At 72.8% G+C, this 25753-nt stretch carries 17 protein-coding genes and 3 pseudogenes; 18 read left to right on the top strand and 2 right to left on the bottom strand.

Annotated features, from left to right (window positions below):
- Window positions 1-16 precede the first annotated feature (16 nt).
- The 6 genes and pseudogenes from kdpB (at window position 17) to Sm713_RS20140 (ending at window position 6711) form a co-directional block, all read left to right on the top strand.
- On the top strand, window positions 17-2095 hold the full coding sequence (kdpB, locus tag Sm713_RS20115) for a potassium-transporting ATPase subunit KdpB (RefSeq protein ID WP_212910962.1): 2079 nt from the start codon (window positions 17-19) through the stop codon (window positions 2093-2095).
- Between the two features lie 173 nt (window positions 2096-2268).
- The gene (locus tag Sm713_RS20120) at window positions 2269-2802 is read left to right on the top strand and encodes a potassium-transporting ATPase subunit C (RefSeq protein WP_212910963.1); all 534 of its coding nucleotides are present in this window, start codon (window positions 2269-2271) and stop codon (window positions 2800-2802) included.
- 10 nt (window positions 2803-2812) lie between these two features.
- Window positions 2813-3844: pseudogene (locus Sm713_RS20125) on the top strand (hypothetical protein); the annotation flags it as partial.
- 140 nt (window positions 3845-3984) lie between these two features.
- Entirely contained in the window at window positions 3985-4341 is a 357-nt protein-coding gene (locus Sm713_RS41715; protein WP_374196011.1) for a hypothetical protein, read from the top strand.
- Window positions 4342-4502: 161 nt separating this feature from the next.
- A pseudogene (locus Sm713_RS41720) lies at window positions 4503-5834 on the top strand (ATP-binding protein); the annotation flags it as partial.
- A gap of 238 nt (window positions 5835-6072) precedes the next feature.
- On the top strand, window positions 6073-6711 hold the full coding sequence (locus tag Sm713_RS20140) for a response regulator transcription factor (RefSeq protein WP_212910965.1): 639 nt from the start codon (window positions 6073-6075) through the stop codon (window positions 6709-6711).
- Window positions 6712-6802: 91 nt separating this feature from the next.
- On the opposite strand, the gene Sm713_RS20145 is transcribed toward Sm713_RS20140, so the two are convergent.
- Together Sm713_RS20145 and Sm713_RS20150 are read right to left on the bottom strand one after the other, a co-directional pair.
- Window positions 6803-7633 (bottom strand): arylamine N-acetyltransferase, encoded by an 831-nt coding sequence (locus Sm713_RS20145; protein WP_374196012.1) that lies wholly within the window; start codon window positions 7631-7633, stop codon window positions 6803-6805.
- Window positions 7634-7783: 150 nt separating this feature from the next.
- Complete coding sequence (locus Sm713_RS20150; protein ID WP_212910966.1) at window positions 7784-9592, bottom strand: glycoside hydrolase family 15 protein; 1809 nt, start codon at window positions 9590-9592, stop codon at window positions 7784-7786.
- 498 nt (window positions 9593-10090) lie between these two features.
- Here Sm713_RS20150 and Sm713_RS20155 point away from each other — a divergent pair, with 498 nt between their 5' ends.
- From Sm713_RS20155 to Sm713_RS20210, 12 genes and pseudogenes are all read left to right on the top strand, one after another.
- On the top strand, window positions 10091-11737 hold the full coding sequence (locus tag Sm713_RS20155) for a CTP synthase (protein ID WP_374196055.1): 1647 nt from the start codon (window positions 10091-10093) through the stop codon (window positions 11735-11737).
- Between the two features lie 406 nt (window positions 11738-12143).
- The gene (locus Sm713_RS20160; RefSeq protein ID WP_212910968.1) at window positions 12144-12770 is read left to right on the top strand and encodes an NUDIX hydrolase; all 627 of its coding nucleotides are present in this window, start codon (window positions 12144-12146) and stop codon (window positions 12768-12770) included.
- Window positions 12771-13035: 265 nt separating this feature from the next.
- Window positions 13036-15063 (top strand): annotated as a pseudogene (locus tag Sm713_RS20165) (tetratricopeptide repeat protein); the annotation flags it as partial.
- Window positions 15064-16043: 980 nt separating this feature from the next.
- A complete protein-coding gene (gene ald, locus Sm713_RS20170; protein ID WP_212910970.1) occupies window positions 16044-17159 on the top strand; it encodes an alanine dehydrogenase in 1116 nt (371 codons plus the stop codon).
- A gap of 470 nt (window positions 17160-17629) precedes the next feature.
- A complete protein-coding gene (locus tag Sm713_RS20175; RefSeq protein WP_212912142.1) occupies window positions 17630-18778 on the top strand; it encodes a ParA family protein in 1149 nt (382 codons plus the stop codon).
- Window positions 18763-19446 carry a hypothetical protein gene (locus tag Sm713_RS20180; RefSeq protein ID WP_212910971.1) on the top strand — a complete coding sequence of 228 codons (684 nt, stop codon included), beginning with the start codon at window positions 18763-18765 and terminating at the stop codon, window positions 19444-19446. Before Sm713_RS20175 ends, Sm713_RS20180 begins: the two co-directional genes overlap by 16 nt.
- Before the next feature lie 42 nt (window positions 19447-19488).
- Entirely contained in the window at window positions 19489-20931 is a 1443-nt protein-coding gene (locus Sm713_RS20185) for a segregation/condensation protein A (RefSeq protein WP_212910972.1), read from the top strand.
- A complete protein-coding gene (gene scpB / locus Sm713_RS20190; protein ID WP_249416407.1) occupies window positions 20928-21617 on the top strand; it encodes an SMC-Scp complex subunit ScpB in 690 nt (229 codons plus the stop codon). The genes Sm713_RS20185 and scpB overlap by 4 nt, the downstream gene beginning before the upstream one ends.
- An 11-nt stretch (window positions 21618-21628) precedes the next feature.
- Window positions 21629-22720, top strand: a complete 1092-nt coding sequence (locus tag Sm713_RS20195; RefSeq protein ID WP_212910973.1) for a pseudouridine synthase — start codon at window positions 21629-21631, stop codon at window positions 22718-22720.
- Between the two features lie 113 nt (window positions 22721-22833).
- Entirely contained in the window at window positions 22834-23952 is a 1119-nt protein-coding gene (locus Sm713_RS20200) for an ADP-ribosylglycohydrolase family protein (protein WP_212910974.1), read from the top strand.
- A 242-nt stretch (window positions 23953-24194) separates the two neighbouring features.
- Window positions 24195-24557 (top strand): chorismate mutase, encoded by a 363-nt coding sequence (gene aroH, locus Sm713_RS20205; RefSeq protein WP_212910975.1) that lies wholly within the window; start codon window positions 24195-24197, stop codon window positions 24555-24557.
- Complete coding sequence (locus Sm713_RS20210; RefSeq protein WP_212910976.1) at window positions 24554-25648, top strand: prephenate dehydrogenase; 1095 nt, start codon at window positions 24554-24556, stop codon at window positions 25646-25648. Before aroH ends, Sm713_RS20210 begins: the two co-directional genes overlap by 4 nt.
- The last annotated feature ends 105 nt before the right edge of the window (window positions 25649-25753 follow it).

The following is a 25753-nucleotide window of genomic DNA, read 5'->3' on the forward strand; positions in this document are numbered from 1 at the left end:
GGAAAGGAAAGCTGTGATGTCGGACGTTCGTGTCCTCGACGCGGCCGATGCCGGGCCGGGTGCGCCGCAGGGCCCCCGCGGGGTGGTGAACCGGCGCAACCTGTTCGACCAGCAGATCCTGCGGCAGGCGGCGGCGGATTCGCTGCGCAAACTCTACCCGCGCGTGCAGATCAAGAACCCGGTCATGTTCGTGGTGCTGCTCGGCACCGTCGTCACCCTCATCTCGTCGATCGCGCACCCCAGCGTGTTCGCCTGGCTGGTGACCGTCTGGCTGGCGCTGACGGTGCTGTTCGCCAACTTCGCCGAGGGGATGGCCGAGGGCCGCGGCAAGGCGCAGGCCGACACCCTGCGCCGCACCCGCACCGAGACCGACGCCCGCCTGCTGGCTTCGGACGGCACCGAGCGGCGGATCGCCGCCGCGGACCTGAACGCCGGGGACGTCGTGGTCTGCGAGTCCGGCGACGTCATCCCCTCCGACGGCGAGATCGTCGAGGGTGTCGCGTCCGTCGACGAGTCGGCGATCACGGGCGAGTCCGCGCCGGTGGTGCGCGAGTCCGGCGGCGACCGTTCCGCGGTCACCGGCGGCACCCGCGTTCTGTCGGACCGCATCGTCGTGCGCATCACCGCCGAGCCGGGCAGGACGTTCCTGGACCAGATGATCCGCCTGGTCGAGGGCGCCAAGCGGCAGAAGACCCCCAACGAGATCGCGCTGGCGATCCTGCTCGCGGCGCTCACGATCATCTTCATCCCGGTCGTGGTCACGTTGCAGCCGATGGCGAGCTTCTTCGGGGCGCACGTCGAGGTGGTCACCCTCATCGCGCTGCTGGTCTGCCTGATCCCGACCACGATCGGCGCCCTGCCGTCCGCGATCGGCATCGCCGGCATGGACCGGCTGGTGCAGCGCAACGTGCTGGCGATGAGCGGCCGGGCGGTCGAGGCCGCCGGTGACGTGCAGACCCTGCTGCTGGACAAGACCGGCACCATCACCCTGGGAAACCGGCAGGCCGCGCGGTTCCGCCCGGTCGGTCAGTGCACAGAGGACGAACTGGCCGCCGCGGCGCAGCTCGCCTCGCTCGCCGACGAGACCCCGGAGGGGCGCTCGATCGTGGTCCTCGCCAAGGAGCGCCACGGCCTGCGTGAACGCGACCTGGGGCCGGAGCACGTGTTCGTCCCGTTCAGCGCCACCACCCGGATGTCCGGTCTCGACACCGAGGGCCGGCAGATACGCAAGGGCGCGGCGGACGCCGTCAAGCGCTGGGTGACCGAGCAGGGCGGGTCGCTGCCCGCCGACCTCGACCCGATCGTCGAGCGGTTCGCCAAGGCCGGCTCCACGCCGCTGGTCGTCGCCGACCAGTCCCGCGTGCTGGGCGTGATCGAGCTCAAGGACGTCGTCAAGGAGGGGACCGCCGAGCGGTTCGCCGAACTGCGCGCCATGGGCATCCGCACCGTGATGATCACGGGCGACAACCCGCTCACCGCTGCCGCCATCGCGCAGGAGGCAGGCGTCGACGACTACCTGGCCGAGGCGACCCCGGACAGGAAGATGGAGCTGATCAAGGCTGAGCAGGACGGCGGCAAGCTCGTCGCGATGACCGGTGACGGCACCAACGACGCTCCCGCCCTCGCGCAGGCCGACGTCGGCGTGGCCATGAACACCGGCACCACGGCGGCCAAAGAGGCCGGCAACATGGTCGACCTCGACTCCAACCCGACCAAGCTGATCGAGATCGCCGAGATCGGCAAGCAGCTCCTGATCACCCGCGGCGCCCTGACGACGTTCTCCATCGCCAACGACGTCGCCAAGTACTTCGCCATCATCCCGGCGCTCTTCGTGAGCAAGTTCCCGGAGATGGACGCGTACAACATCATGGCCCTGCACAGTCCCACCTCGGCGGTGCTGTCCGCGGTGATCTTCAACGCGCTCGTCATCGTCTTCCTGATCCCGCTCGCCCTGCGCGGTGTGCGGTTCAAGCTGACCAGCGCGACGGCGATCCTGCGCCGCAACGTACTGATCTACGGCGTCGGGGGGCTGGTCATCCCGTTCGTCGGGATCAAGCTCATCGACCTGATCCTCACGGCGCTGCATGCCTACTGAGACCCGCATGCCCGCTGGGGCTTGCATGCCTGCTGGGGACCGCATGCCTGCTGGGACGCGCATGCCTACTGGGACCCGCATCCCTGCCGGGACCCGCATGCGCACCATCACGAGAATCGCACCGCCCGACACCCGCGGCCCGCGGCGTCGGAGGAAGACCATACGGAGTTGTCATGCTGTGGGGTAATTTGTGGCGCGGCCTGGTCGTCTCGCTCATCTTCTTCGTCCTGCTGGGGCTGGCCTACCCGCTGGCCGGGAGCGGCATCGGGCAGGCGCTGTTCCACGACAAGGCCGGTGGCTCGCTCGGGGAGCACGGCTCGGTCCTGGTCGGCCAGCAGTGGAACGGCACGAAGTGGTTCCAGGGCCGCCCGGACGGTGACGACCCGACCGCGACCGGGGGATCCAACCTCGGTCCCCGGTCCCAGGAGCTGGTGAAGACCTACCAGAAGCGGGTGGCCGCCCTGGAGAAGCAGGGCATCAAGCCCACCGCGGACCTGGTCACCGCCTCCGGCAGCGGGATCGACCCCAACGTCAGCCCGGCCGGGCCCTACGCCCAGGTGGACGCCGTCGCGAAGGCCCGCCACCTGCCCGCCGACCGCGTGCACGACCTGGTCGCCGATCATGTGGAGGGTCCGCAGTGGGGCTTCCTCGGCGCCGAGCACGTCAACGTGCTGAAGCTCAACGAAGCCCTCGCGGAACTCGACTGAAGCCACGGACATGAGCGGAAGGACCGACAGCACCGGCGGCTCGTCCAGCGAGAGCGTGGCCGCCGAGATCGCCCGGATCCGGGCCGGGCTGGCGTTCGACGTCTCCGGTGTCATCGGGGCCACCCGCACGATCAGGGTCGGGCGCAGCGAGACGTACTGCTGCACCCTCGTCGACGGCACGGGCAAGATCGATCTGCTCTTCCTCGGCGTCGCCCTCGTCGGCGACCTGCGCACCGGGGCGACCTGTGCGGTCAGCGGCCGGGCCGCCCTGCGGTCCGGCCGGCTGGTCGCCTGGAACCCCCGGTACCGGCTCGACCTGCTCCCGCCGGGCCGGCACCCCGACCAGGTGCGTCCCCCGGACGAGGCGGGCCCCCGCGGGCCGACGCTCGTCCAGGCCGCCGCGAACGTGGCGGCCGCGGCCCGGCACGCGTTCGACCCGGGGGAGACCACGGGGCGGTTCACGATCTACCTGGGCCCCGCCCCGGGCGTCGGCAAGACGTACGCGCTGCTCGACGAGGGCCGGCGCCTGAGCCGGCGCGGATCCGACGTGGTCATCGCGGTCGTCGAGCTGCACGGGCGGCCCGGGACCGAGGCCAGGGCCGCCGACCTGGCGGTGCTGCCACGCAGGATCGTCGAACACCGCGGTGCCCTGCTCGAGGAGATGGACGTGGAGGCCGTGCTCGCCCGGCGGCCCCGTCTCGCGCTCGTCGACGAACTCGTCCACAGCAACGTCCCCGGCTCGGGGCGCAACGAGAAGCGCTGGCAGGACGTGCTCGAACTGCTCGCCGCCGGCATCGACGTGATCAGCACGATCAACATCCAGCACGTCGAGAGCCTGGCCGGCACCGTCGAGCGGATCAGCGGCGTCCGGATGCCCGAGCGCGTGCCCGACGCGGTCATCCGCTGCGCCGACCGGATCGAGCTGGTCGACTTCTCGCCCGAGCAGCTGCGCCACCGGATGTCGTACGGCAGCGTCTACTCGCCCGGACGGGCCCGCCGGGCACTGGACGGGTTCTTCCGGACCGAGACCCTCACCGCGCTGCGCGAACTCACCCGCGCTTCCTGGCCGACGAGACCAGGGACGCCCTCGGGGAGCTCGGCGAGCGCGCCCGCCCCGGCGCAGCGGTGGAGAGCGCCGAGCGGGTGCTCGTCGGCGTCACGCCGGCGCCCGGAGCCGACGCCGTGCTCCGGCGCGCGGCGTGGCTCGCCGCCCGGCTGGAGGCCGACCTGCACGTGGCCCACGTCCAGTCCGCGGAGGCCGGGGGGCACGACACCCGGGTGGCGAGACTGCGGGAGCTCGCCGGCGACCTCGGCGCGCACTGGGCGGACCTGGAGGGCGACGACCCGGCCGCGGCGCTCCTGGACTTCGCCAAGCGCCGGCGGATCACGGAGGTCGTGGTCGGCCCCAGCCGGCGCGGCTACTGGCAGGAGGTCCTCGGCGGGGGCTCGACCGTGCGGCGGCTGAGCCGGTCGGCCCACCGTGCCGGCATCGACGTGCACATCGTCGCTCCACCGGCCGATGCCGGCCCGCCGGCGTGAGGAACGGGACATGGACCGCCGAACGGGGCGGTGCGATCCTGGGGAGGTCAATGGCGCGCGGCACCGCGCGACGGAAGGAGCAGGAGACGAACACCGCCGTCCGGCGTGGCACCCTCGGGTCGCTCGCGGCCCTGGCCAGCACCGCCGCGCTCACGGTGGCCATGCTCCCGTTCCGCGGCGAGGTGAGCATCGCCACCACCGCGCTGGTGCTCGTCGTGCCGGTGGCGGTCGGCGTCGTGATCGGCGGCTTCACGGTCGGTGTGTTCAGCGTCGGGATCGGGTTCCTCGTCTACGACTTCTTCTTCATACCGCCGTACCTGACCCTCGACGTGGGCGAGAGCCAGAACTGGGTGGCGCTGGCCGTGTACGCCGTGGTCATGCTGCCCGTCGCCCACGTCGTGGCCGGCTTGGACACGGCGCGGGCCAAGGCACGCGAGCGCGGCATGCAGATCCGCCAGCTGTTCGAGCTGTCCACGCTGCTGGTCGAGGACAAGCCGCTCAAGGAGCTGCTGACGATCATCGCGACCACGCTGCGGGACGTCTTCGACGCCCGCCAGGTCGCCCTGCTGCTGCCCCGCGACGGCCGGCTGGAGATCGTCGCCGCCGCCGGCGCCCCCGTGACCGACGGGGACGGGCAGCGGCTCCAGAGCGCCCCCGCCCAGCTCGCCGGCCTGAGAAGCGGGCGGCCGCAGCGCATCGAACTACTCCGGTTCGCCCTCGTCGCCTCGGGCCGGCCGGTCGGCATGCTGACGCTCTCCGGGGTCACGATCAGCGATCTGCAACGGGAGCCGCTGCTGCTGTTCGCCAACCAGATCGCCCTCGCCGTCGAGCGCGCCCAGCTGCGCGAACAGGCCCTGCGCACCGAACTCACCCAGGAGATGGACCGCCTCGCCCGCGCGCTCGTCGCCGCCGTCTCGCACGACCTGCGGGCCCCGCTGTCGTCCATCAAGGCCGCCTCGTCGACCCTCACCGACCCGCAGCTGGGCGACGGTCTCGACCCCGAGGCGCGGCGCGAACTCGCCGGCCTGATCGACACCCAGGCCGACCGGCTCGCCGCGCTGGTCACGGGCGTGCTCGACATGAGCCGCGTGCAGGCCGGGGTGCTGCGGCCCCGGTCCGGCATCACCGACCTGCGCGACCTCGTCGACACCGTCCTCGCGGACCCGCCGGCCGCCCCGCGCGACCAGCCGTTCGTCCTCGACCTGCCCGACGACCTCCCCGTCGTCGACGTCGACGTGGTGCTGATCGTCCGCGTGCTGAGCAACCTGGTGCAGAACGCCCTGCGGTACGCGCCCAAGGGCAGCCCGATCACCATCGCCGCCGAGCACGCCGACCCGGCGGTGATCACCGTGTCGGTCACCGACGCCGGGCCCGGCGTGAGCCCCGACCTGCGCAGCGAGATCTTCGGGCTGTTCGTCCGCCGGCGCGGCGACACCGGCACCGGCCTGGGCCTGGCCATAGCGAAGACCTTCATCGACGCCCACCGGCAGCGCATCTGGGTCGAGGACGCGCCCGGGGGCGGCGCCCGCTTCTGCTTCACCCTGCCTGTCGCCACGCAACTGAGCGGCATCGGGAGCGCGGGGCCGGGCCCCACGCCACCCCGTCCCACCGCGGGATCGCCCGAGGAAACCCGGCACGAGACCGGGTACGAGGACCTCCCGCCGGGCGGCACACCGCTCAGGCCGCCGGGATCCACCCCACATCCGGACCGCCGAGCCGAAAGCCGTCGACATGGCCGCCATCCTGATCATCGACGACGACATCGCCCTGCTCAACGCCTGCAAGGTCGGGCTGCGGGCGCTCGGGCACGACGTGGACACCGTGGAGACCAGCGGCCAGGGTGCGGCGGCGGTCGCGCTGGACTCCCCGGACGTCATCGTCCTGGACCTGGGCCTGCCCGATCTGGACGGCATGGAGGTCTGCACCCGGATCCGCGGATGGACCGACACGCCCATCATCATCCTGTCGGCGGACGACTCCGAGGACCGCAAGATCGAGGCGCTCGACGGCGGCGCCGACGACTACATGACCAAACCCTTCGGCATGCGCGAACTCGACGCCCGGCTGCGCGTCGCGCTGCGCCACCACGGCGCCGACACCGGCGGCGACCAGAGCGAACTGCGGGTCGGCGGCCTCACCCTCGACCTCCAGCACTACGAGGCGACCTTCCACGGCGAGTGGTTGGACCTGACACCCAAGGAGTTCGACTTCCTCGCGTACCTGGCCCGCCACGTCGGCAAGGTGTGCACCCGCCGCACGATCATGGAGAACGTGTGGGGCCCGGCCTACGCCAACGACCTGCACTACCTGAAGGTCTACGCGTACCGCATCCGCAGGAAGCTGCACGACCAGCACGGCCGCTTCCTGTAGACCGACCCGTCCGTCGGCTACCGGCTCGACCCCGCCGACACGGTGGGCTCGGGGGGTCCTCCTGAGCCGTGATCGCGGCGAGCGCGGTGCGTCAGGCCAGCGCGAAGTCCGCCGGCAGGGTGAGGCCGAATTCGCCGGTGAGCACGGGCACCAGCCCTCCCTCAGGGATCTCGCGCTCGGTCCGGGCGCCGTTCAGGTCGGTGCGGGTGAGCAGGTGGTCGACCAGGGACAGGTGGCCGCCGTCGGGGAAGCTGCGCTGCACGTACGGGCGCCGCGCGAAAGGAGATCGGGGGTTCGTGGCGACGAACCAGTTGGCCGCCGCGAAGTCGGACCTCTCGAAGGGGTCGAGCGTGAAGGCGTACTGCCCCCGCCACGCGCCGTCCTCCCACGCCTGGAGCACCCACAGCGGCAGGGGCCCGCGGTGGGGCGCGTGCACCAGGCGGTGGCGCCGGCCCGCTCCCTCGAACTCCCGGTCCACCACGAGCGGTACCGGTTCGAGCAGCCCGAACCGCTCGCCGAAGCCGACGTCCGCCAGGTAGGGGGTCCGTTCGCCGGGCACGTCGACGAGCAGCGCCATGTGCGTGCGCGGGCGCGCCGCCGGATCCGCGGCGCCGCGCACGACACGGGCACCGAGCTCCGTCACGCCGAAGCCGACCCGGGTGAGCATGTGCGAGAAGAGGATGTCGTGCTCGTGGCAGTACCCGCCGCGCCCGCCGCGTACGAGCTTCGCCTCGATGTCGGCCGGTTCCAGGGACGGCACCACGCCGCGCACCGGGTCGAGGTTCTCGAACGGGATGGCCCGGATGTGGGCCCGCTGCATGGCGCGCAGCCCGTCGAGGTCGGCACCCGGTGCTCCGGTCAGGCCCAGCCGCGCGGCGTACGGACCGGGGAGGCCCGGCTCCTCGGATGGTGTGGTGGTCACGCCGGCAGCGTACGGGCCCGGCCCCGGCGTCCGGCGAGCAGCCGCCGTGACGCCGGGATCCCGCCCGAGCACGTCGCTCGGGCGGGATCCGGAGATCAGCGCTCGGGGCGGGCCGGACTCGTCCTGTGACGGAGGCCCGAGCCCCGGCGGTCAGCCCCCGTAGGCCCCCGCCGCCGTCAGCCGCAGGGCCGTGTCGATCAGGGGCACATGGCTGAACGCCTGCGGGAAGTTGCCGATCTGGCGCTTCAGACGCGGGTCCCACTCCTCCGCGAGGAGCCCGAGGTCGTTGCGGAGCGAGAGCAGCTTCTCGAAGAGCTTGCGGGCCTCGCCGACCCGGCCGATCATCGCGAGGTCGTCGGCGAGCCAGAACGAGCAGGCGAGGAACGCGCCCTCGTCGCCCTCCAGGCCGTCGACGCCGATGTCGCCGCCCGTCGTCGGGTAGCGCAGGATGAACCCGTCGGGCGTGGCCAACTCCCGCTGGATGGCCTCGATCGTGCCGATCACGCGCTTGTCGTCGGGCGGCAGGAAGCCCATCTGCGGGATCAGCAGCAGGGAGGCGTCCAGCTCCTTGGAGCCGTAGGACTGTGTGAAGGTGTTGCGACCCTTGTCGTAGCCGCGCTCGCACACGTCGCGGTGGATGTCGTCGCGGAGCCGGCGCCACCGCTCCAGCGGGCCGTCCGCGTCACCGGACTCGATGAGCTTGATCGTGCGGTCCACGGCGACCCAGGCCATCACCTTGGAGTGCACGAAGTGCCGGCGCGGGCCGCGCACCTCCCAGATGCCCTCGTCGGGCTCGTCCCAGTGGTCCTCCAGGTAGCGGATCAGCTTGAGCTGGAGCAGCGAGGCGTAGTCACTGCGCGCCAGGCCCGTCATATGGGCCAGGTGCAGGGCCTCGGTGACCTCGCCGTAGACGTCCAGCTGGAGCTGCTGCGCGGCGCTGTTGCCGACCCGGACCGGGCGGGACTGCTCGTAGCCGGGCAGCCAGTCCAGCTCGGCCTCGCCCAGCTCGCGTTCGCCCGCGATGCCGTACATGATCTGGAGGTTCTCCGGGTCGCCCGCGACGGCGCGGAGCAGCCACTCGCGCCAGGCGCGGGCCTCCTCGCGGTAGCCGGTGCGCAGCAGGGAGGAGAGGGTGATCGCGGCGTCCCGCAGCCAGGTGTAGCGGTAGTCCCAGTTCCGCACGCCGCCGATCTCCTCGGGCAGCGAGGTGGTGGGGGCGGCGACGATGCCGCCGGTCGGGGCGTAGGTGAGGGCCTTGAGCGTGATCAGGGAGCGGACCACGGCCTCCCGGTAGGGGCCGTGGTAGGTGCACTGGCCGACCCAGTCCCGCCAGAAGTCCTCGGTGGCCTCCAGCGACTGCTCCGTGTCCGGAAGCGGCGGCTCCGACTTGTGCGAAGGCTGCCAGGAGATGGTGAAGGCGACGCGGTCGCCGGGGCCGACGGTGAAGTCGGAGTACGTCGTCAGGTTCTTGCCATAGGTGTCCGCGTCCGTATCCAGCCAGACCGAGTCGGGGCCGGCCACGGCGACCGTGCGGCCCGCGACCCGGTGCACCCAGGGGACGATCCGCCCGTAGGAGAAGCGCATCCGCAGCGCGGAGCGCATCGGCACTCTGCCGCTGACGCCCTCGACCAGGCGGATGAGCTGGGGCGCGCCGTCACGCGGGGGCATGAAGTCGGTCACCCGGACCGTGCCGCGCGGGGTGTCCCACTCGGACTCCAGGACCAGGGAGTCGCCCCGGTAGCCGCGGCGTGAGGCCGCGGGGGGTTCGGCGCCGGCGGCATGGGCCGGGCCCAGCCGCCAGAACCCGTGATCTTCGGTGCCGAGGAGGCCCGCGAAGATCGCGTGCGAATCGAAGCGGGGCAGGCACAGCCAGTCGACCGTGCCGTCCCGGCAGACCAGGGCGGCGGTCTGCATGTCTCCGATGAGTGCGTAGTCCTCGATGCGCCCGGCCACGTACATCTCCAGTCAAACGGACACGTCGCCCCCTATCCCAGGAGGCGTTCGCTCTGCGGTCAAAGCATCAAATATAAAAAGACCTGCCGACGGGCTTCCATACCGGGACACGGGCGAGTGTGGTGCCCTCTGCCGGCGGCTCTGCAGCAAGTGTCCGAGCAGGATACGACGCTCGTCGGTGATCCGTGCACCTCACTTGAGATCCTGATACCCCCGATTGAGGGAGCGAGCCAAGGCGTGTCCGATCCCTTGCGGAGTGTGGCCGGAAGCAACCCCTGTACGGCGCTGATACCCTGGTAGCCCGTGGACCGGTGGGCTCATCATCGGTATGGCTGGCAAGAGTGCCGACGATACCGCGACGGTGCGTGACCCCCGAGCCGCAGCGAAGGCACGGCCGAGCGAAGGCACTCAGCAGCAGCTCTGAGCGCCTTTTTCTCCGCCCCAGGCCGCCGCCAGCCCCTCAGACCGTGACACGGGAGCCCCGTCTTGGCCATGCCGAACCGTTTGCCGCCCTCCTCGACGACCAAGCACATCTTCGTCACCGGGGGTGTCGCATCCTCCCTCGGCAAAGGCCTCACCGCCTCCAGTCTGGGCGCCCTGCTCAAAGCCCGCGGGCTCAGGGTGACGATGCAGAAGCTCGACCCGTATCTGAACGTCGACCCGGGCACCATGAACCCCTTCCAGCACGGCGAGGTGTTCGTCACCAACGACGGCGCCGAGACCGACCTGGACATCGGGCACTACGAGCGCTTCCTCGACGTCGACTTGGACGGCTCCGCCAACGTCACGACGGGCCAGGTCTACTCCCAGGTGATCGCCAAGGAGCGGCGCGGCGAGTACCTCGGGGACACGGTCCAGGTCATCCCGCACATCACCAACGAGATCAAGCACCGCATCCGGCGCATGGCGACCGAAGACGTGGACGTCGTGATCACGGAGGTGGGCGGCACCGTCGGCGACATCGAGTCCCTGCCGTTCCTGGAGACCGTCCGCCAGGTGCGGCACGAGGTCGGCAGGGACAACGTCTTCGTCGTGCACATCTCCCTGCTGCCCTACATCGGGCCCTCCGGCGAGCTGAAGACCAAGCCCACCCAGCACTCCGTCGCCGCGCTGCGCAACATCGGCATCCAGCCCGACGCGATCGTGCTGCGCGCCGACCGCGAGGTCCCCACCGCGATCAAGCGGAAGATCTCCCTCATGTGCGACGTGGACGAGGCCGCCGTGGTCGCCGCCATCGACGCCAAGTCGATCTACGACATCCCCAAGGTGCTGCACACCGAGGGCCTGGACGCCTATGTCGTCCGCAAACTCGACCTGCCCTTCCGCGACGTGGACTGGACGGTCTGGGACGACCTGCTGGACCGCGTCCACAACCCCGACCACGAGGTCACCGTCGCCCTGGTCGGCAAGTACATCGACCTCCCGGACGCCTACCTCTCGGTCACCGAGGCCCTGCGCGCCGGCGGCTTCGCCAACAAGGCGCGCGTCAAGATCAAGTGGGTGGCCTCCGACGACTGCCGGACCCCGGCCGGAGCCGAGCAGCAGCTGGGTGACGTCGACGCCGTCTGCGTCCCGGGCGGCTTCGGCGACCGCGGCGTGAGCGGCAAGGTCGGTGCGATCCAGTACGCGCGCGAGCGGCGCATTCCGCTGCTCGGGCTCTGCCTCGGCCTCCAGTGCATCGTGATCGAGGCCGCCCGGCACCTCGCGGACATCTCGGACGCCAACTCCACCGAGTTCGACTCCGCGACGCCCCACCCGGTGATCTCCACCATGGCCGAGCAGCTCGACATCGTCGCGGGCGACGGGGACATGGGCGGGACCATGCGCCTCGGCATGTATCCGGCCAAGCTCGCCGAGGGGTCCGTGGTGCGCGAGGTCTACGACGGCAAGGAGTACGTCGAGGAGCGGCACCGGCACCGGTACGAGGTCAACAACGCCTACCGGGCCGAGCTGGAGAAGAAGGCCGGTCTGCACTTCTCCGGCACCTCGCCGGACGGCAAGCTCGTCGAGTACGTCGAGTATCCGCGCGACGCCCATCCCTACCTGGTGGCCACCCAGAGCCATCCTGAGCTGCGCTCCCGGCCCACTCGGCCGCATCCGCTCTTCGCGGGGCTGATCGCGGCGGCGGTGCGGCGCCAGGGCGCCGAGTAGGCCGGATCCCGGGCGCCCCGGGTTCCTGGCGCGGGCGGCTTCCGCCCCGGCGGGGGGCGGGTTCCCTCGGGGGCGCGCGGTTCGGTGCGGGTGCGTCGTGGTTTTTTTTGCGCAGTTCCCCGCGCCCCTGACGGGGCTCGGGTTGTCGCCCGGTGAAGGCGAGGTCCCGATAGGGGCGCGGGGAACCGCGCGATCAAGTTCCACCGGCCGGTGGTCGGGCTGGGACCGGAAGTGGCTCGTCGGGGCCGATGGCCCGCCGCAGGCGAATTCGGGGTTGGGGGCCGCCGGGCGGCCGACTGCACGTCTTGGCGGGGACAGGTCGCCGCGGGCGATACCGTGGCGGGGGTACGCCTTTTGCGGGGGCTGCCCTGGTTTCTGATTGCGCGCGTGTGGGAGGACAGGGCAAATGACGATCAAGGACACCCCCGAGGAATGGCAGATCAGGACCAGTCAGACGCCCTTCAGGGGTAACAAGACCTCGGTGCGCGTCGACGAGGTCGTCATGCCCGACGGTTCCGTTGCGCGCCGCGACTACCAGGTCCATCCGGGCTCGGTCGGCATCCTCGCCCTCGACGACGAGGACCGCGTCCTGCTCATCCGCCAGTACCGCCACCCCGTGCGGCAGAAGCTCTGGGAGATCCCCGCCGGCCTGCTGGACGTGCCCGGTGAGAACCCCCTGCACGCCGCGCAGCGCGAACTCTACGAGGAGGCGCATGTCAAGGCGGAGGACTGGCGGGTGCTGACCGACGTGTACACCACCCCCGGCGGCTGCGACGAGTCCGTGCGGATCTTCCTCGCCCGGGATCTGTCCGAGGCCAAGGGCGAGCGGTTCGCCGTGGAGGACGAGGAAGCCGACATGGAGCACGCGCGCGTGCCCGTCGACGAGCTGGTGCGCGGCATCCTCGCCGGCGACCTGCACAACAACTGCCTGGTGGTCGGCGTCCTTTCGCTGGTCGCGGCCCGGCAGGGCGACGGGCTCGACGCGCTGCGGCCCGCCCTGGCGCCGTGGCCGGCGCGGCCCTTCGAGGACTGAGCACGGCAGCGGACCGAGCACGGCGCAGGACTGAGAGCCGCAGCGAACGGCCGGCCGGCGGACGGGGCCCGTCCGCGTGTCGCGGCCGTGCCCCCACCGTGCACCGGTGATTCCGCCGTGCCCCGGTGCGACCATCCCCTGATCCGAACAGGGGATGCGATCGCCGCGCGCCGCACAACTCGTCGCAGAGAGTGAACTAGGCTCTGACGTGCCCCGGCGGGCGTCCCGGCGGGCGAGTGCGCGCAGTTCGACGGGAGCGTGGCCCGTGTCACATCAGACGGTGGACACCAGCGGTATCGAGGTGCCGGGGCAGGGCCAGCGCCCAGGGCCCCCGGGGGAGGGGACGGGGCGTCAGTTCCTGGGCCGCGTACAGGAGTTGAGAGACCTCCGCGCCGACGCCGAGGGCACCGGCCTGAACACCCTGGCCGGCCGCAAGGCACCGCGCGCCCGTGTCCTGCTCGTCGTGGGCCGGCCCGGCTCCGGCCGCACCGCGCTCGCCGAGGAGTTCGTGCGCCAGGTAGCGGACCGTTACCCCGACGGCATCCTGCGAGCCCGGCTGACCGGAGCGGACGGCCGCCCGGCGCCGCTCGCGGGCGTCGCACGCGACCTGCTCGGCGCCCTCGACCTGCCCGCCGCGCCCGGCGCCGACGAGGACGACCTCACCGGCGAGCTGCGCGACGCCCTCGCCACCCGCCGGGTGCTGCTCCTGCTGGACGGCGCCGCCGACGCCGAGCAGGTCGACCTGCTGCTGCCCGACGCCCCTGACAGCCTGGTCGTCGCCGTCTCCGAGGGCCCGCTGACCGGCATCCCCGACGTACGCCCCTGCACGATCGGCGGCCTCGAGGCGCCCTCCGCCGTGCGCCTGCTGAGCCGCTTCACCGGCTCGGTGCGCATCACCTGCGACCCGCAGGCCGCCGATCTGCTCGTCGAGGAGTGCGGCCGGCTGCCCGCGGCCCTCGTCCTCGCCGGCGGCTGGCTCGCCGCCCGCCCCGGGGCCGCCGTCGCCGACCTCGCCCGCCGGCTGGCCGCCGAGCCCGCCGGCCCCGACGGCTCCGCGCTCCGCCGGATCTTCTCCCTGGTCCACGCCGACCTGCCGGGGCCCATGGCACGCGTGCTGCGGCTGCTCAGCGTCACCCCGGCCGGGCTCGCCGACCCGCACACCGCGTCCGCCCTCGCCGGCTGCTCGGTCCCCGACGCCCACACCGCCCTGGACGACCTGGCCGCCCGCGGCCTGCTGCGGCGGCTGGACTCCCCGCTTCCGCAGTACGTGGCCCCCGACTGCCTGCTGCCCCTGCTCCACCGCCTCGCCGAGGCCCACGACCGCCCCGCCGAACTCCAGCTCGCCCGGGCCCGCCTGCTGGAGCGGACCGTACGCCTCCTGGGGTCCTGCCGCGCCGCCGCCGAGCCCGCGGGCTCCGCCGCCCGCAAGAAGGCTTCCGAACTGCCCGCCGCCCTGCGCTTCCCCAGTGCCACCGCCGCCCGGCGCTGGCTGGAGATCCGGCAGCCCGCGCTGCTCGCCGCCGCCGAGGCCGCGGTCGCCGACGGCGGCCTCGACACCCTGGCGCGCCGGCTGATGGCGGCCCTGGTGAGGGCACTCGTCGCGCACCGCGGCACGGAGGAGGCCGCCGGCGAGCTGTACGGCATCCACGAGCTCGTCCTGAGCGTCGCCGAGCGCCGCGGCCTGCACCGCGAGCAGGCCGCGGCGCTGCTGAACATCGCCGACCTGGACGCCCGCACCGGCCGGACCCCGGCCGCGCTCGCCCGCTACCGGGCCGCGCTGGAGGCCGGGCGCCTGGCCGACGACCCGTACGCCACCGGGCGCGCCATGGAGTCCCTCGGCGGCGCCCACCAGGAGCTGGGGGACTGGCAGCGGGCCGCCGACTGGTTCGCCCGCGCCCTGGCCCGGCGGCTGGCCCGCGACGAGCGCTCAGACGCGGCCCGGCTCTACGGCCGTCTGGCGGCCGCGCAGAGCCTCGGCGGACGGTACCCGGAGGCGTTGCGGAGCTGGCGCGCGGCCGTGGCCGGTCACCGCAACGCGGGCGACCTGGCCGGGCAGGCACGCGCGATGAGCGAGCTGGCGCGGGTGCAGGAGCATGCGGGCCAGTACGAGGAGTCACTGCGCACCTGCCGCGAGGCCGTGGAGTGGGCACGCCAGGCGCGCGACGAGCGGTTGCAGGCGGCGCTCCAGCTCCGGCTGGCCGACACCTTCGCGCGCCTCGGCGACCCGGCTGCGGCCGGCCTCCACCGGCAGGCCGCCGAGCGCATGCTCGGCCGGGAGCTCTCCGGCGCCGCCGACGTCCTGGACGCGGCGGAGCTCTCGCCCGGGACCGCGCAGGACGACACGCCGGACCTGGCAGATCCCCGCGACATGCCGGAGCAGGCAGGACAGGGTGCCACGCAGGCCCCGGCGGCGCCCGACGAGGATCCCGAACCGCTCGCCGGGTACGCCCCCGGTGCGGACGGGCCGGAAGCTTCGGAGCCCTCCCGCGGGTCGGGACCGGGCGCTTCGGAGCCCTCCGACGGGTCAGAGCTGAAAGCTCCTGAACCCTCCGACAGGTCCGAGCTGAGAACTCCGGAACGCTCCGACAGGTTCGAACCGGAAGCTCCCGAGCCCTCCGACCGGTCCGAACCGGAAGCTCCCGAGCCGCGAGCCTCCGACCCCCGGACCCCCGAGACGGCGCCCTCCGTCCCGGCCGCACCCGACGCACCCCCCTCACCGGACGTGCCGGCCACCCCCGGGATGCGGGCCACCCCCGACACGCAGCCGTCACCAGCCACCCCCGACATGTCGGACCCGGAGAGCGACGGAGCCCGTGGAACCCACGGGACCCACGGGACCCACGCAATCCCCGAACCCCCCGCCGGCACAGAAGCCCCCCGCGCCCCCGGCGCGGCCGCCTCCGCCACCCCGGACGACGCGGAAGCGGAAGCCGCCGGGACCCCCGGGGTGCCCGGTGCCGTCGCCCCGCCGGCCCAATCCGACCGCGCCTCCGCCGCCGGACGCGCCGTCCGCCCGGACACCCCGCACGTACCCGGGCCTGCCACGGGCGAGCGGGACCCGGAGGAGCAGCGTCGGCCCTGACATGCCATGCTCAACCTAAGAAATCAGGAGCACATCGCGAGCGCGTTGATGTATTGAAAGGATAGACACGGGGAAATCCTTCATTAGACTGGCTCTGCCGTGGTGACAGCGGCGTCTTCCGTGATGCACCGATATGCCCCGGTGTGTTGTATTCGTTCCAAGAGCCCCCGAGTCAAGGACCGTGATCGACGATGAAGGTCGGCATCCCCCGCGAGGTCAAGAACAACGAGTTCCGCGTGGCCCTCACCCCCGCCGGCGCTCATGAACTGGTCCGCAACGGCCACCAGGTCCTCATCGAGCGGAACGCCGGTGCGGGCTCCTCGATCACGGACGACGAGTACATCGCCGCGGGCGCCCGGATCGTGGACACCGCCGACGAGGTCTGGGCCGCCGCCGACCTGCTGCTCAAGGTCAAGGAGCCGATCGCGGAGGAGTACCACCGGCTCCGCAAGGACCAGACGCTCTTCACCTACCTGCACCTGGCCGCGTCCAAGGAGTGCACGGACGCCCTGCTCGACTCCGGCACCACCGCCATCGCCTACGAGACGGTGGAGCTGCCGGACCGGTCGCTGCCGCTGCTCGCGCCGATGTCCGAGGTGGCCGGCCGGCTCGCGCCCCAGGTCGGCGCCTACCACCTGATGCGCCCGGGCGGCGGTCGCGGCGTGCTCCCCGGCGGCGTGCCGGGTGTCCTGGCCGGCCGGGCCGTCGTCATCGGCGGCGGCGTCTCCGGGTGGAACGCCGCGCAGATCGCCGTCGGCATGGGCTTCCACGTGACGCTGCTGGACAAGGACATCCACAAGCTCAAGGAGGCCGACCGGATCTTCGGCACCAGGATCCAGACCGTGGTCTCCAACGCCCTCGAACTGGAGAAGGCCTGCCTCGCCGCCGACCTCGTCATCGGGGCCGTGCTCATCCCGGGCGCCAAGGCGCCGAAACTGGTCAGCAACGAGCTGGTCTCGCGGATGAAGCCGGGAAGTGTCCTTGTCGACATCGCGATCGACCAGGGTGGCTGCTTCGAGGACTCCCGGCCCACCACGCACGCCGACCCGACCTTCCCGGTGCACGAGTCGCTGCTGTACTGCGTCGCGAACATGCCCGGCGCCGTTCCGAACACCTCGACCTACGCCCTGACGAACGCCACGCTCCCGTACGTGGTGGAGCTCGCGAACAACGGCTGGGCCGAGGCGCTGCGCCGCAACCCCGCCCTGGCCAGGGGGCTCAACACCCACGAGGGCGAGGTCGTCCACAAGGAGGTCGCGGAGGCGCACGGCCTGGCGCACGTCGAACTCGCCGAGCTGCTCGCCTGACGCACGCGCTCCTCGGCTCCGGGTCCCAGCCGCGCTCCTCGGCCGCCCCGGATCGCCGCCGCGCCACGCCGCGGGCGTCAACGTCCCGCGTCAACACGCCCACGCCGCCGGATCCCGTCCCGGGGATCCGGCGGCGGTCGTTCGGATGTGTGGCGCGCCACTGCGCGATCATTCCGATGATGTTCGCTCTGGGCGTGCTCAACTCGCCTCGAACGTAACCCTTTAACCGATTCGCACACCCGTGAAGGCCGGTGAACGCCTGCTGTGCGCCCTTGACAGAGGGGTGTTCGGTTGCCGACACATCCGCGCCGGTCCAGCGGATTGTGTTGCTGCGGACCGGTGACACGCCATAGAGTCGCCAACCGTCGGCATGGTGCCACGCTGACCTATAGAGAAATTTCCTGGTCACCAAGGAGGTAAGACGACTTGTGAACGAGTCGACATTTTCTCCCGGGGGTGGGCAACCAGGAATGCCTGTGGGGGCCCAGCGCCTCGCGGGATTTGATGCTGTCGGCTCCGTAAGCTCCGTTGCGGTACGCACCTTCGCAGCCCACCAGAGTCCTCAGGCGACCCCGCCGCAGGCACAGACAGCACACCAGAGCATGGATGGCCATCACGTGAACGCCATGGCCGGCGACCGGAGTGGTGACAACCGCGGCCACTTCGCCGACTACGATGACCTGCCCGAAGGGCACTTCTACGACCCCGACGCCGAGTACGAGCCGGATCCGGAGTACGCGGCGACGCTCGCGCCGGACGCGGCCCGCCAGCGTCGCGAACGAGTCGGCCCGACGGGTCGGCCGCTGCCGTACTTCCCGATCCCCGGCCCGCTGACCGACCACGGCCCGGCCAAGATCATCGCGATGTGCAACCAGAAGGGCGGCGTCGGCAAGACCACGTCGACCATCAACCTGGGTGCCGCGCTGGCCGAGTACGGACGGCGTGTCCTGCTCGTCGACTTCGATCCGCAGGGCGCGCTCTCGGTCGGCCTCGGCGTCAATCCGATGGAGCTCGACCTCACGGTCTACAACCTCCTCATGGAGCGCGGCATGGCCGCCGACGAGGTGCTCCTGAAGACCGCCGTGCCGAACATGGACCTGCTGCCGAGCAACATCGACCTGTCGGCGGCGGAAGTGCAGCTGGTGTCCGAGGTGGCCCGCGAGTCGACCCTCCAGCGCGCCCTGAAGCCGCTGATGGCCGACTACGACTTCATCGTCATCGACTGCCAGCCGTCCCTCGGCCTGCTGACCGTGAACGCTCTGACGGCCGCCCACAAGGTGATCGTGCCCCTGGAGTGCGAGTTCTTCGCGCTGCGCGGTGTGGCGCTGCTCACCGAGACCATCGAGAAGGTCCAGGAGCGGCTGAACCCGGAGCTCGAACTCGACGGCATCCTCGCCACCATGTACGACTCCCGTACGGTGCACAGCCGCGAGGTGCTCGCGCGGGTCGTCGAGGCCTTCGACGACCACGTGTACCACACGGTCATCGGCCGTACCGTGCGCTTCCCCGAGACCACGGTCGCCGGCGAGCCGATCACCACCTACGCCTCCAACTCCGTCGGCGCCGCCGCGTATCGCCAGCTCGCCAGGGAGGTGCTCGCCCGGTGTCACGCCGAGTGAGTCTGCCGGGGGCCGACGAACTGTTCCGTACCACCGGGGGAATGGCGCTCCAGGCGTCATCCCCGAGGCGTCAGGCCAACGGCGAACCACGCGTGCCGCCACCCGCGGGCGAGAGCGACGAGACCGCGGCCAAGGACGGCGGGTCGCGCGACGGGGCACAGCACACGGACACCGAGCAGGACGGGGCCGCCCCGGAGGGCGGGAACGCGGGGAACGACGACGCCGAGGACGCCGAGCACGGCACGGCTGAGCCCGACCAGGGCGCGGGGGAGTCGCGCAGGCGCCTCGCGGAGCGGCCCGCAGAGGACGAGGGGGCCGAGGGGCGGCGTGCGCGCCGCGAGACGCAGGACGGCCCGCCCGGGGCCGCCCGGGGGGCCGGACAGCAGGGGCGTACGGCGAACCCGGCGGCACAGGAGCAGGCCCGGGGGCGCGGCCGCACGGCCGGACGCAGGCCGAGCGGGCGCGAGCGGCACGACGAGAAGATCACGGTCTACGTGTCGGCCGAGGAGCTGATGGACCTCGAACACGCGCGACTGGTGCTGCGCGGTGAGCACGGTCTCGCGGTGGACCGCGGGCGGATCGTGCGGGAGGCCGTCGCCGTGGTCCTCGCCGACCTGGAGTCGCGCGGGGACGCGAGCATTCTCGTGCGGCGGCTGCGGGGGCGGTAGGCGGTACCCTGTGGGGCCCGCCCTCCGCCTACTGGAACGTTGATGAGCTCGGACGATGCAGAGTCGCCGCCTTCCGGCGCGGGACGCCCCGGCAGGGCGAGGCGGATGCTGGGCAGGGGGCCCGGGGCCGCACCGGTGCCGCGCGCTCCCGCCCACGCGCCGGACGGCCACGAGCTGGACAACCACGAGCCCGACGGGCCCGATGAGCCCCAGGAGCCGGTCGGCGCGCCCGAGGGCGAGCAGGAGCCCGATGCGCCCGAGCAGGAGCCTGTCGCCGCGCCCGGGCCCGGGTTCGGCCCAGAGCCCGGCGCCGGTCCGCAACCGGACTCCGGGGACGGCCCGTTGCGGTCCATCGAGGACGGCCCGCCGGGATACGCCGGGGACAGCCCGCTGAGGGATTCCGGGGAGGGCTCGTTGCGGGAGCCCGGGGACAGCCTCCCGAGCGTGCCCGAGCAGCCCGGTCCCGACACCGCTCCGGTACCCGAGCCCGACGCCGTGCAAGGGCCCCCTGCGGCTCCGGAGCCCGCCGCCACGGCCGTCCCCGTCCCCGGCGAGAGCCCCCAGGAGGCTGCCGACGACGGCGTCTTCAAGGTCCGGCTGGTGAACTTCGAGGGCCCGTTCGACCTGCTGCTGCAGCTCATCTCCAAGCACAAGATGGACGTCACCGAGGTGGCGCTGTCGAAGGTCACCGACGAGTTCATGGCGCACATCAGGGCCATGGGGCCGGACTGGAACCTCGACGAGACCACCGAGTTCCTGGTGGTCGCCGCCACCCTGCTGGACCTCAAGGCGGCCCGGCTGCTGCCCGCCGCCGAGGTCGAGGACGAGGCCGACCTCGCGCTGCTGGAGGCGCGGGACCTGCTGTTCGCGAGGCTGCTGCAGTACCGCGCGTACAAGCAGATCGCGGACATCTTCACCGGCCGGATGGACGCCGAGGCCAGCCGCCACCCGCGCACCGTCGGCCTCGAACCCCACCACGCCGAGCTGCTGCCCGACGTCGTCATCAGCATCGGCCCCGAGGGCTTCGCCAAGCTCGCCGTGAAGGCGATGCAGCCCAAGCCCGTGCCGCAGGTCTACGTCGACCACATCCACGCCCCGCTGGTGAGCGTCGTCGAGCAGGCCGAGGTGGTCGTGGCGCGGCTGCGCAAGGAGGGCGAGGCGAGCTTCCGCGACCTCGTGGCGGACGCCCCGGACACCCTCACCGTGGTCGCCCGCTTCCTCGCGCTGCTGGAGCTCTACCGTGAGAAGGCCGTGGGGCTCGACCAGGACGAGGCGCTGGGCGAGCTGATCGTGCGCTGGACGGGCGGTGAAGGCGACGTCCGGCCGCAGGTCACCGACGAGTTCGACAGGGCGCCCGACCTCCCGGAGGACAAGGCCGGGGGCAAGGGCGGGGGCAAGGGCGGGACGGCCGGGAACGGCGACGACGCCAATGACGGCGGCGGCGACGACGGCAACGCGGACGAGAACGGCGAGGACACCGCATGAGCACGCGTACGGACACCGGACGGGCCGGGGCCACCAGCGGCGAGGACGCCGACGCGCCCCCCGCGGGCCTGGCCGCCGTGGCGGAACTCGACCTCAAGCCGGCCCTGGAGGCCGTCCTCATGGTCGTCGACGAGCCCGCCACCGAGGAGCACCTGGCGAAGATCCTCCAGCGGCCGCGGCGGGGGATCGCGGACGCGCTGCAGGAACTCGCCGACGAGTACACGGTGCAGGGCCGCGGCTTCGAGCTGCGGCTCGTGGCCGGTGGCTGGCGGTTCTACACCCGGCCCGAGTACGCGGCCGCCGTCGAGGGGTTCGTCCTGGACGGCCAGCAGGCCCGGCTCACCCAGGCCGCCCTGGAGACCCTCGCCGTGGTCGCCTACCGCCAGCCCGTCAGCCGATCCCGGGTCTCCGCGGTGCGCGGGGTGAACTGCGACGGCGTCATGCGCACGCTGCTCCAGAGGGGCCTCATCGAGGAGGCGGGCACGGAACCCGAAACAGGTGCGATCCTGTACAGGACGACGAACTACTTTCTGGAGCGCATGGGCCTGCGCGGCCTGGACGAGCTCCCGGAGCTCGCACCCTTCCTCCCGGAGGCGGAGGCCATCGAGGCCGACACCCAGGAAGGCGTGCCGTCGTTCGATCCGGATGCTCCGGACACCGACGACACACACGATGCAGACGACTAGACGGAACCGTGATGCGAAGCAGTGGCAGGAACGGCGGCGGGGGCCGCAGCGGCGGCCGTGACGGCGGCCGGCAGGACAACCGCGGGGCGGCCGGAGGCCGCGGCAGGCAGCCGCGCTCGGGCACCCCACGCCCCGAGGAACGCCGGTACGACCGCCCCGGAACAGGAGGGACGGGCGGCGCCGGGACGGGCGGGCAGAGGTCAGGCGCGGGCAAGTCCAAGCCCGGTACCGGCCAGCCCGGTGCGGGCAAGGGCCGCGGGCGCGGCAGCACGCCGGCCCGCTCCCGCGAGTACGAGGCCCAGCTCGAACAGCGCAACCGCGACCGGTACGCCGAGAAGGCGGCCACCAGGCGGGCCCCCGCCCAGGGCGCGCAGAGCGACCAGGAGGGCGAGCGGCTCCAGAAGGTGCTGGCCCGCGCCGGATACGGCTCACGGCGCGCCTGCGAGGAGCTGATCGAGCAAGCCCGTGTCGAGGTCAACGGCCGGATCGTCGTGGAGCAGGGCCTGCGCGTCGACCCGGTGAAGGACGAGATCAGGGTCGACGGGCTCACCGTCGCCACGCAGTCGTACCAGTTCTTCTCGCTGAACAAGCCCGCGGGCGTGGTCTCCACCATGGAGGACCCCGAGGGGCGGCAGTGCCTCGGCGACTACGTCACCAACCGCGAGACCCGGCTCTTCCACGTCGGCCGGCTCGACACCGAGACCGAGGGCGTCATCCTGCTCACCAACCACGGCGAGCTGGCCCACCGCCTCACCCACCCGCGGTACGGCGTGCGCAAGACCTACCTGGCAGCGATCCAGGGCCCCATTCCGCGGGACCTCGGCAAGCGCCTCAAGGACGGCGTCCAGCTCGACGACGGGTACGCGCGCGCCGACCACTTCCGGGTGGTCGAGCAGACCGGCAAGAACTACCTCGTCGAGGTGGTCCTGCACGAGGGGCGCAAGCACATCGTGCGCCGGATGCTCTCCGAGGCGGGCTTCCCCGTGGACAAGCTGGTGCGGACGGCCTTCGGCCCCATCACCCTCGGCGACCAGAAGTCGGGCTGGCTGCGGCGGTTGTCGAACACCGAGGTGGGGATGCTGATGCGCGAGGTGGAGCTGTAGCCGCACGGGCGCGTGCCGGCCCCGTCCGCCCGCGCCCGCCCAGGTCCCGGACCCGTCCGGGACCCGCCCGAGAACCGTCCGAGCCGCCTGCACCGTCCGGGAGGGTCCGCCCGATGACCGACGCCACCGCACGTACCCCCCGGCCCGGCAGCGGGACCGGCCGCCCGCCGGCCGGCGGGCCGGTGCGGGGGACGGAGGGCGAGCCCGGCGCCGGGACCGGCAAGCGCGCCGCGACCGGAGCCCTGCTGGGCCTGGCCCTCGGGGACGCGCTCGGCTACCCGACCGAGTTCCGGGACGTGCCGTCGATCCTCGCCGCGCACGGCCCCTGGCGGGACATGGAGCTGCCGGAGCCCGCCCTGATCACGGACGACACCCAGATGACGCTCGCCCTGGGCGCGGGCCTGCGCACCGCCCTGGCCCAGGGGCCGCTCGAACCGGCGCGGATGGCGGGCCCGGTGCGCGCGGAGTTCATCGCCTGGTACCGCTCCCCGGAGAACGACCGCGCCCCCGGCAACACCTGCCTCGCCGCCTGCGCGCTCCTCGAGGACCCCGGCAGGGCCTGGCAGGAGGCCGGCCAGGTGCACTCCAAGGGCTGCGGCGCCAACATGCGCGTCGCCCCGCTCGGGCTGGTCCCCGGGCTGGACGACGAGCAGCGGGCCGGGGCCGCGCAGTTGCAGTCCGCCCTCACCCACGGCCACCCCACGGCGCTCGCGGCCTCCGACCTGACGGCGTACGCGGTGCGGCTGCTGGCGCGGGGCGCCGACCCCGCGGACCTCGTGGACCTGCTGCGCGACTACGCGAACGCAGGCCGCGACCGCTACCACGAGCGCTGGCTCGGCGACCTGTGGCGGCGGGCCGAGGACCCCGGCCCCGAGGCGTTCGCCGCGCGCGGCTGGGACGACTGCGTCGCGGTGCTCGATCGGCTGGAGCGCGCCCTGCGCGGGCCGGCGGCCGTATCGCCCGAGGAGGACCCGTGCCTGGCGACCGGGGACGGCTGGATCGCGGAGGAGGCGCTCGCCACCGCCCTGCTGTGCTTCCTCCAGTTCCCCGACGAGCCCGTCACCGCGCTGCGCCGTGCTGCCTGCACCCGCGGCGACTCCGACTCCCTCGCCTGCCTGGCCGGTGCCTTCGCGGGCGCCCACCACGGCGCCGCGGTGTGGCCGGCGGCCTGGGCGGACCGCATCGAGCACCGCGCCGAGCTGCTGGCACTGGGCGCGCTCTGGGACGAGTGAGCCAGAGCCCGATGCGGGCCCGGTGCGCCCCGCCGGTCCGGTGGCATCCGACCCGGCACGGGGGCTTCCGGCCGGTGGCCGGGCGCGGGACGGAGCGGCCGCGCGCCCGGTGCCGTCTCGGCAGTCGGTCATGATCGGCTCCCGATCCGGGGGCTGGCTACCCTGTCCGGGAGTGGCGCGTGCCGGCAGTACCCGGCGTGTCGTGCCGGGCAGGGAGACATTCCGCAGGTGAGGAGCGTGACGTGGCGGTACGAGCGGTCAGGGGTGCCGTCCAGCTCGACAGGGATGACGCGGCCCACATGGACGAGCAGGTCGGCAAGCTGATCACTGCCATCCTGGAGCGGAACGAGCTGCACGCGGACGACCTGATCAGCATCTGGTTCACCGCCACCCCCGACCTGCACAGCGACTTCCCCGCCGTGGCGGCCCGCAAGCTGGGCCTGTCGGACGTCCCGCTGATCTGCGCGCAGGAGCTCGACATCGCGGGTGCCATGCCGCGCGTCGTGCGCGTCCTCACCCATGTCGAGACCGAGCGGTCCCGCTCCGAGGTGGCCCACGTCTACCTGGGCGCGGCGGCCGCACTCCGCAAGGACATCGCCCAATGAGAACCGCGCTCGTCATCGGCACCGGACTGATCGGCACCTCCGCGGCGCTGGCCCTGACCGCCCGCGGCGTCCAGGTGCACCTCGCCGACCACGACCCCGAGCAGGCCCGCACGGCGGCCGCCCTCGGCGCGGGCACGGACGCCGAGCCCGAGGGCCCGGTCGACCTCGCCGTGGTCGCCGTGCCGCCCGCCCACGTGGCCGCCACCCTGGCCGTCCTGATGCGCCGCGGCGCCGCCCGCGGCTACCTCGACGTGGCCAGCGTCAAGGGCGGCCCCCGCCGGGAGCTCCAGGCGCTGGGCCTGGACGCCGCCACCCTGGCCGCGTACATCGGCACCCACCCCATGTCCGGGCGGGAGAAGTCGGGGCCGCTGGCGGGCACGGCCGACCTCTTCGAGGGCCGCCCCTGGGTGCTCACCCCCGACCGGGACACCGACACGGAGGTGCTGAACCTCGCCCTGGAGGTGATCGCGTTCTGCCGTGCCGTGCCGGTCGTGATGGACGCCGACGCGCACGACCGCGCCGTCGCCCTGGTCTCGCACATGCCGCACCTGGTCTCCAACCTGGTCGCGGCCCGCCTTGAGCACGCCGAGGAGACCGCGGTACGGCTCTGCGGGCAGGGCATCCGCGACGTGACCCGGATCGCCGCCTCCGAGCCCGAGATGTGGATCGACATCCTCTCGGCCAACCCCGGCCCGGTCGCCGACCTGCTCACGGACGTCGCAGCCGACCTGGACGAGACCGTCAGGGCCCTGCGCGCCCTCCAGTCCGCCGACGACGACAAGCGCGTCGGCGGCGAGCGCGGCGTGCGGGACGTGCTCCGGCGCGGCAACGCGGGGCAGGTCCGGGTGCCCGGCAAGCACGGCGCGGCGCCCGCGGTGTACGAGAGCGTGGTCGTCCTCATCGACGACCAGCCGGGCCAGCTCGCCAAGATCTTCGCGGACGCGGGCCGCGCCGGCGTGAACATCGAGGACGTCCGCATCGAGCACGCCACCGGGCAGCAGGCCGGCCTGATGCAGCTCATGGTCGTCCCGCAGTCGGCGCCGGTGCTCACCGCGGCGCTGCGGGAACGCGGCTGGTCGATCCGGCAGTAGCGGGCACGCCCCCGGCGGCCCCGGGGGCGGATCGGGGCAGCACCCGACGGGCTCCTCCGAGACGGGCCGGGCCCCCGGTGAGGGGACGGGCTCCTGCGGACGTGA

Source organism: Streptomyces sp. TS71-3 (assembly GCF_018327685.1).
In the GTDB taxonomy this organism is placed as follows: domain Bacteria; phylum Actinomycetota; class Actinomycetes; order Streptomycetales; family Streptomycetaceae; genus Streptomyces.

What these genes read in the sequence shown, in the direction of transcription:
- kdpB (WP_212910962.1), top strand. Translation starts at nt 17, where the DNA reads ATGTCGGACGTTCGTGTCCTCGACGCGGCCGATGCCGGGCCGGGTGCG.
- Sm713_RS20120 (WP_212910963.1), top strand. Translation starts at nt 2,269, where the DNA reads ATGCTGTGGGGTAATTTGTGGCGCGGCCTGGTCGTCTCGCTCATCTTC.
- Sm713_RS20140 (WP_212910965.1), top strand. Translation starts at nt 6,073, where the DNA reads ATGGCCGCCATCCTGATCATCGACGACGACATCGCCCTGCTCAACGCC.
- Sm713_RS20150 (WP_212910966.1), bottom strand. Translation starts at nt 9,592, where the DNA reads ATGTACGTGGCCGGGCGCATCGAGGACTACGCACTCATCGGAGACATG.
- Sm713_RS20160 (WP_212910968.1), top strand. Translation starts at nt 12,144, where the DNA reads ATGACGATCAAGGACACCCCCGAGGAATGGCAGATCAGGACCAGTCAG.
- ald (WP_212910970.1), top strand. Translation starts at nt 16,044, where the DNA reads ATGAAGGTCGGCATCCCCCGCGAGGTCAAGAACAACGAGTTCCGCGTG.
- Sm713_RS20175 (WP_212912142.1), top strand. Translation starts at nt 17,630, where the DNA reads ATGCCTGTGGGGGCCCAGCGCCTCGCGGGATTTGATGCTGTCGGCTCC.
- Sm713_RS20185 (WP_212910972.1), top strand. Translation starts at nt 19,489, where the DNA reads ATGAGCTCGGACGATGCAGAGTCGCCGCCTTCCGGCGCGGGACGCCCC.
- scpB (WP_249416407.1), top strand. Translation starts at nt 20,928, where the DNA reads ATGAGCACGCGTACGGACACCGGACGGGCCGGGGCCACCAGCGGCGAG.
- Sm713_RS20195 (WP_212910973.1), top strand. Translation starts at nt 21,629, where the DNA reads ATGCGAAGCAGTGGCAGGAACGGCGGCGGGGGCCGCAGCGGCGGCCGT.
- Sm713_RS20200 (WP_212910974.1), top strand. Translation starts at nt 22,834, where the DNA reads ATGACCGACGCCACCGCACGTACCCCCCGGCCCGGCAGCGGGACCGGC.
- Sm713_RS20210 (WP_212910976.1), top strand. Translation starts at nt 24,554, where the DNA reads ATGAGAACCGCGCTCGTCATCGGCACCGGACTGATCGGCACCTCCGCG.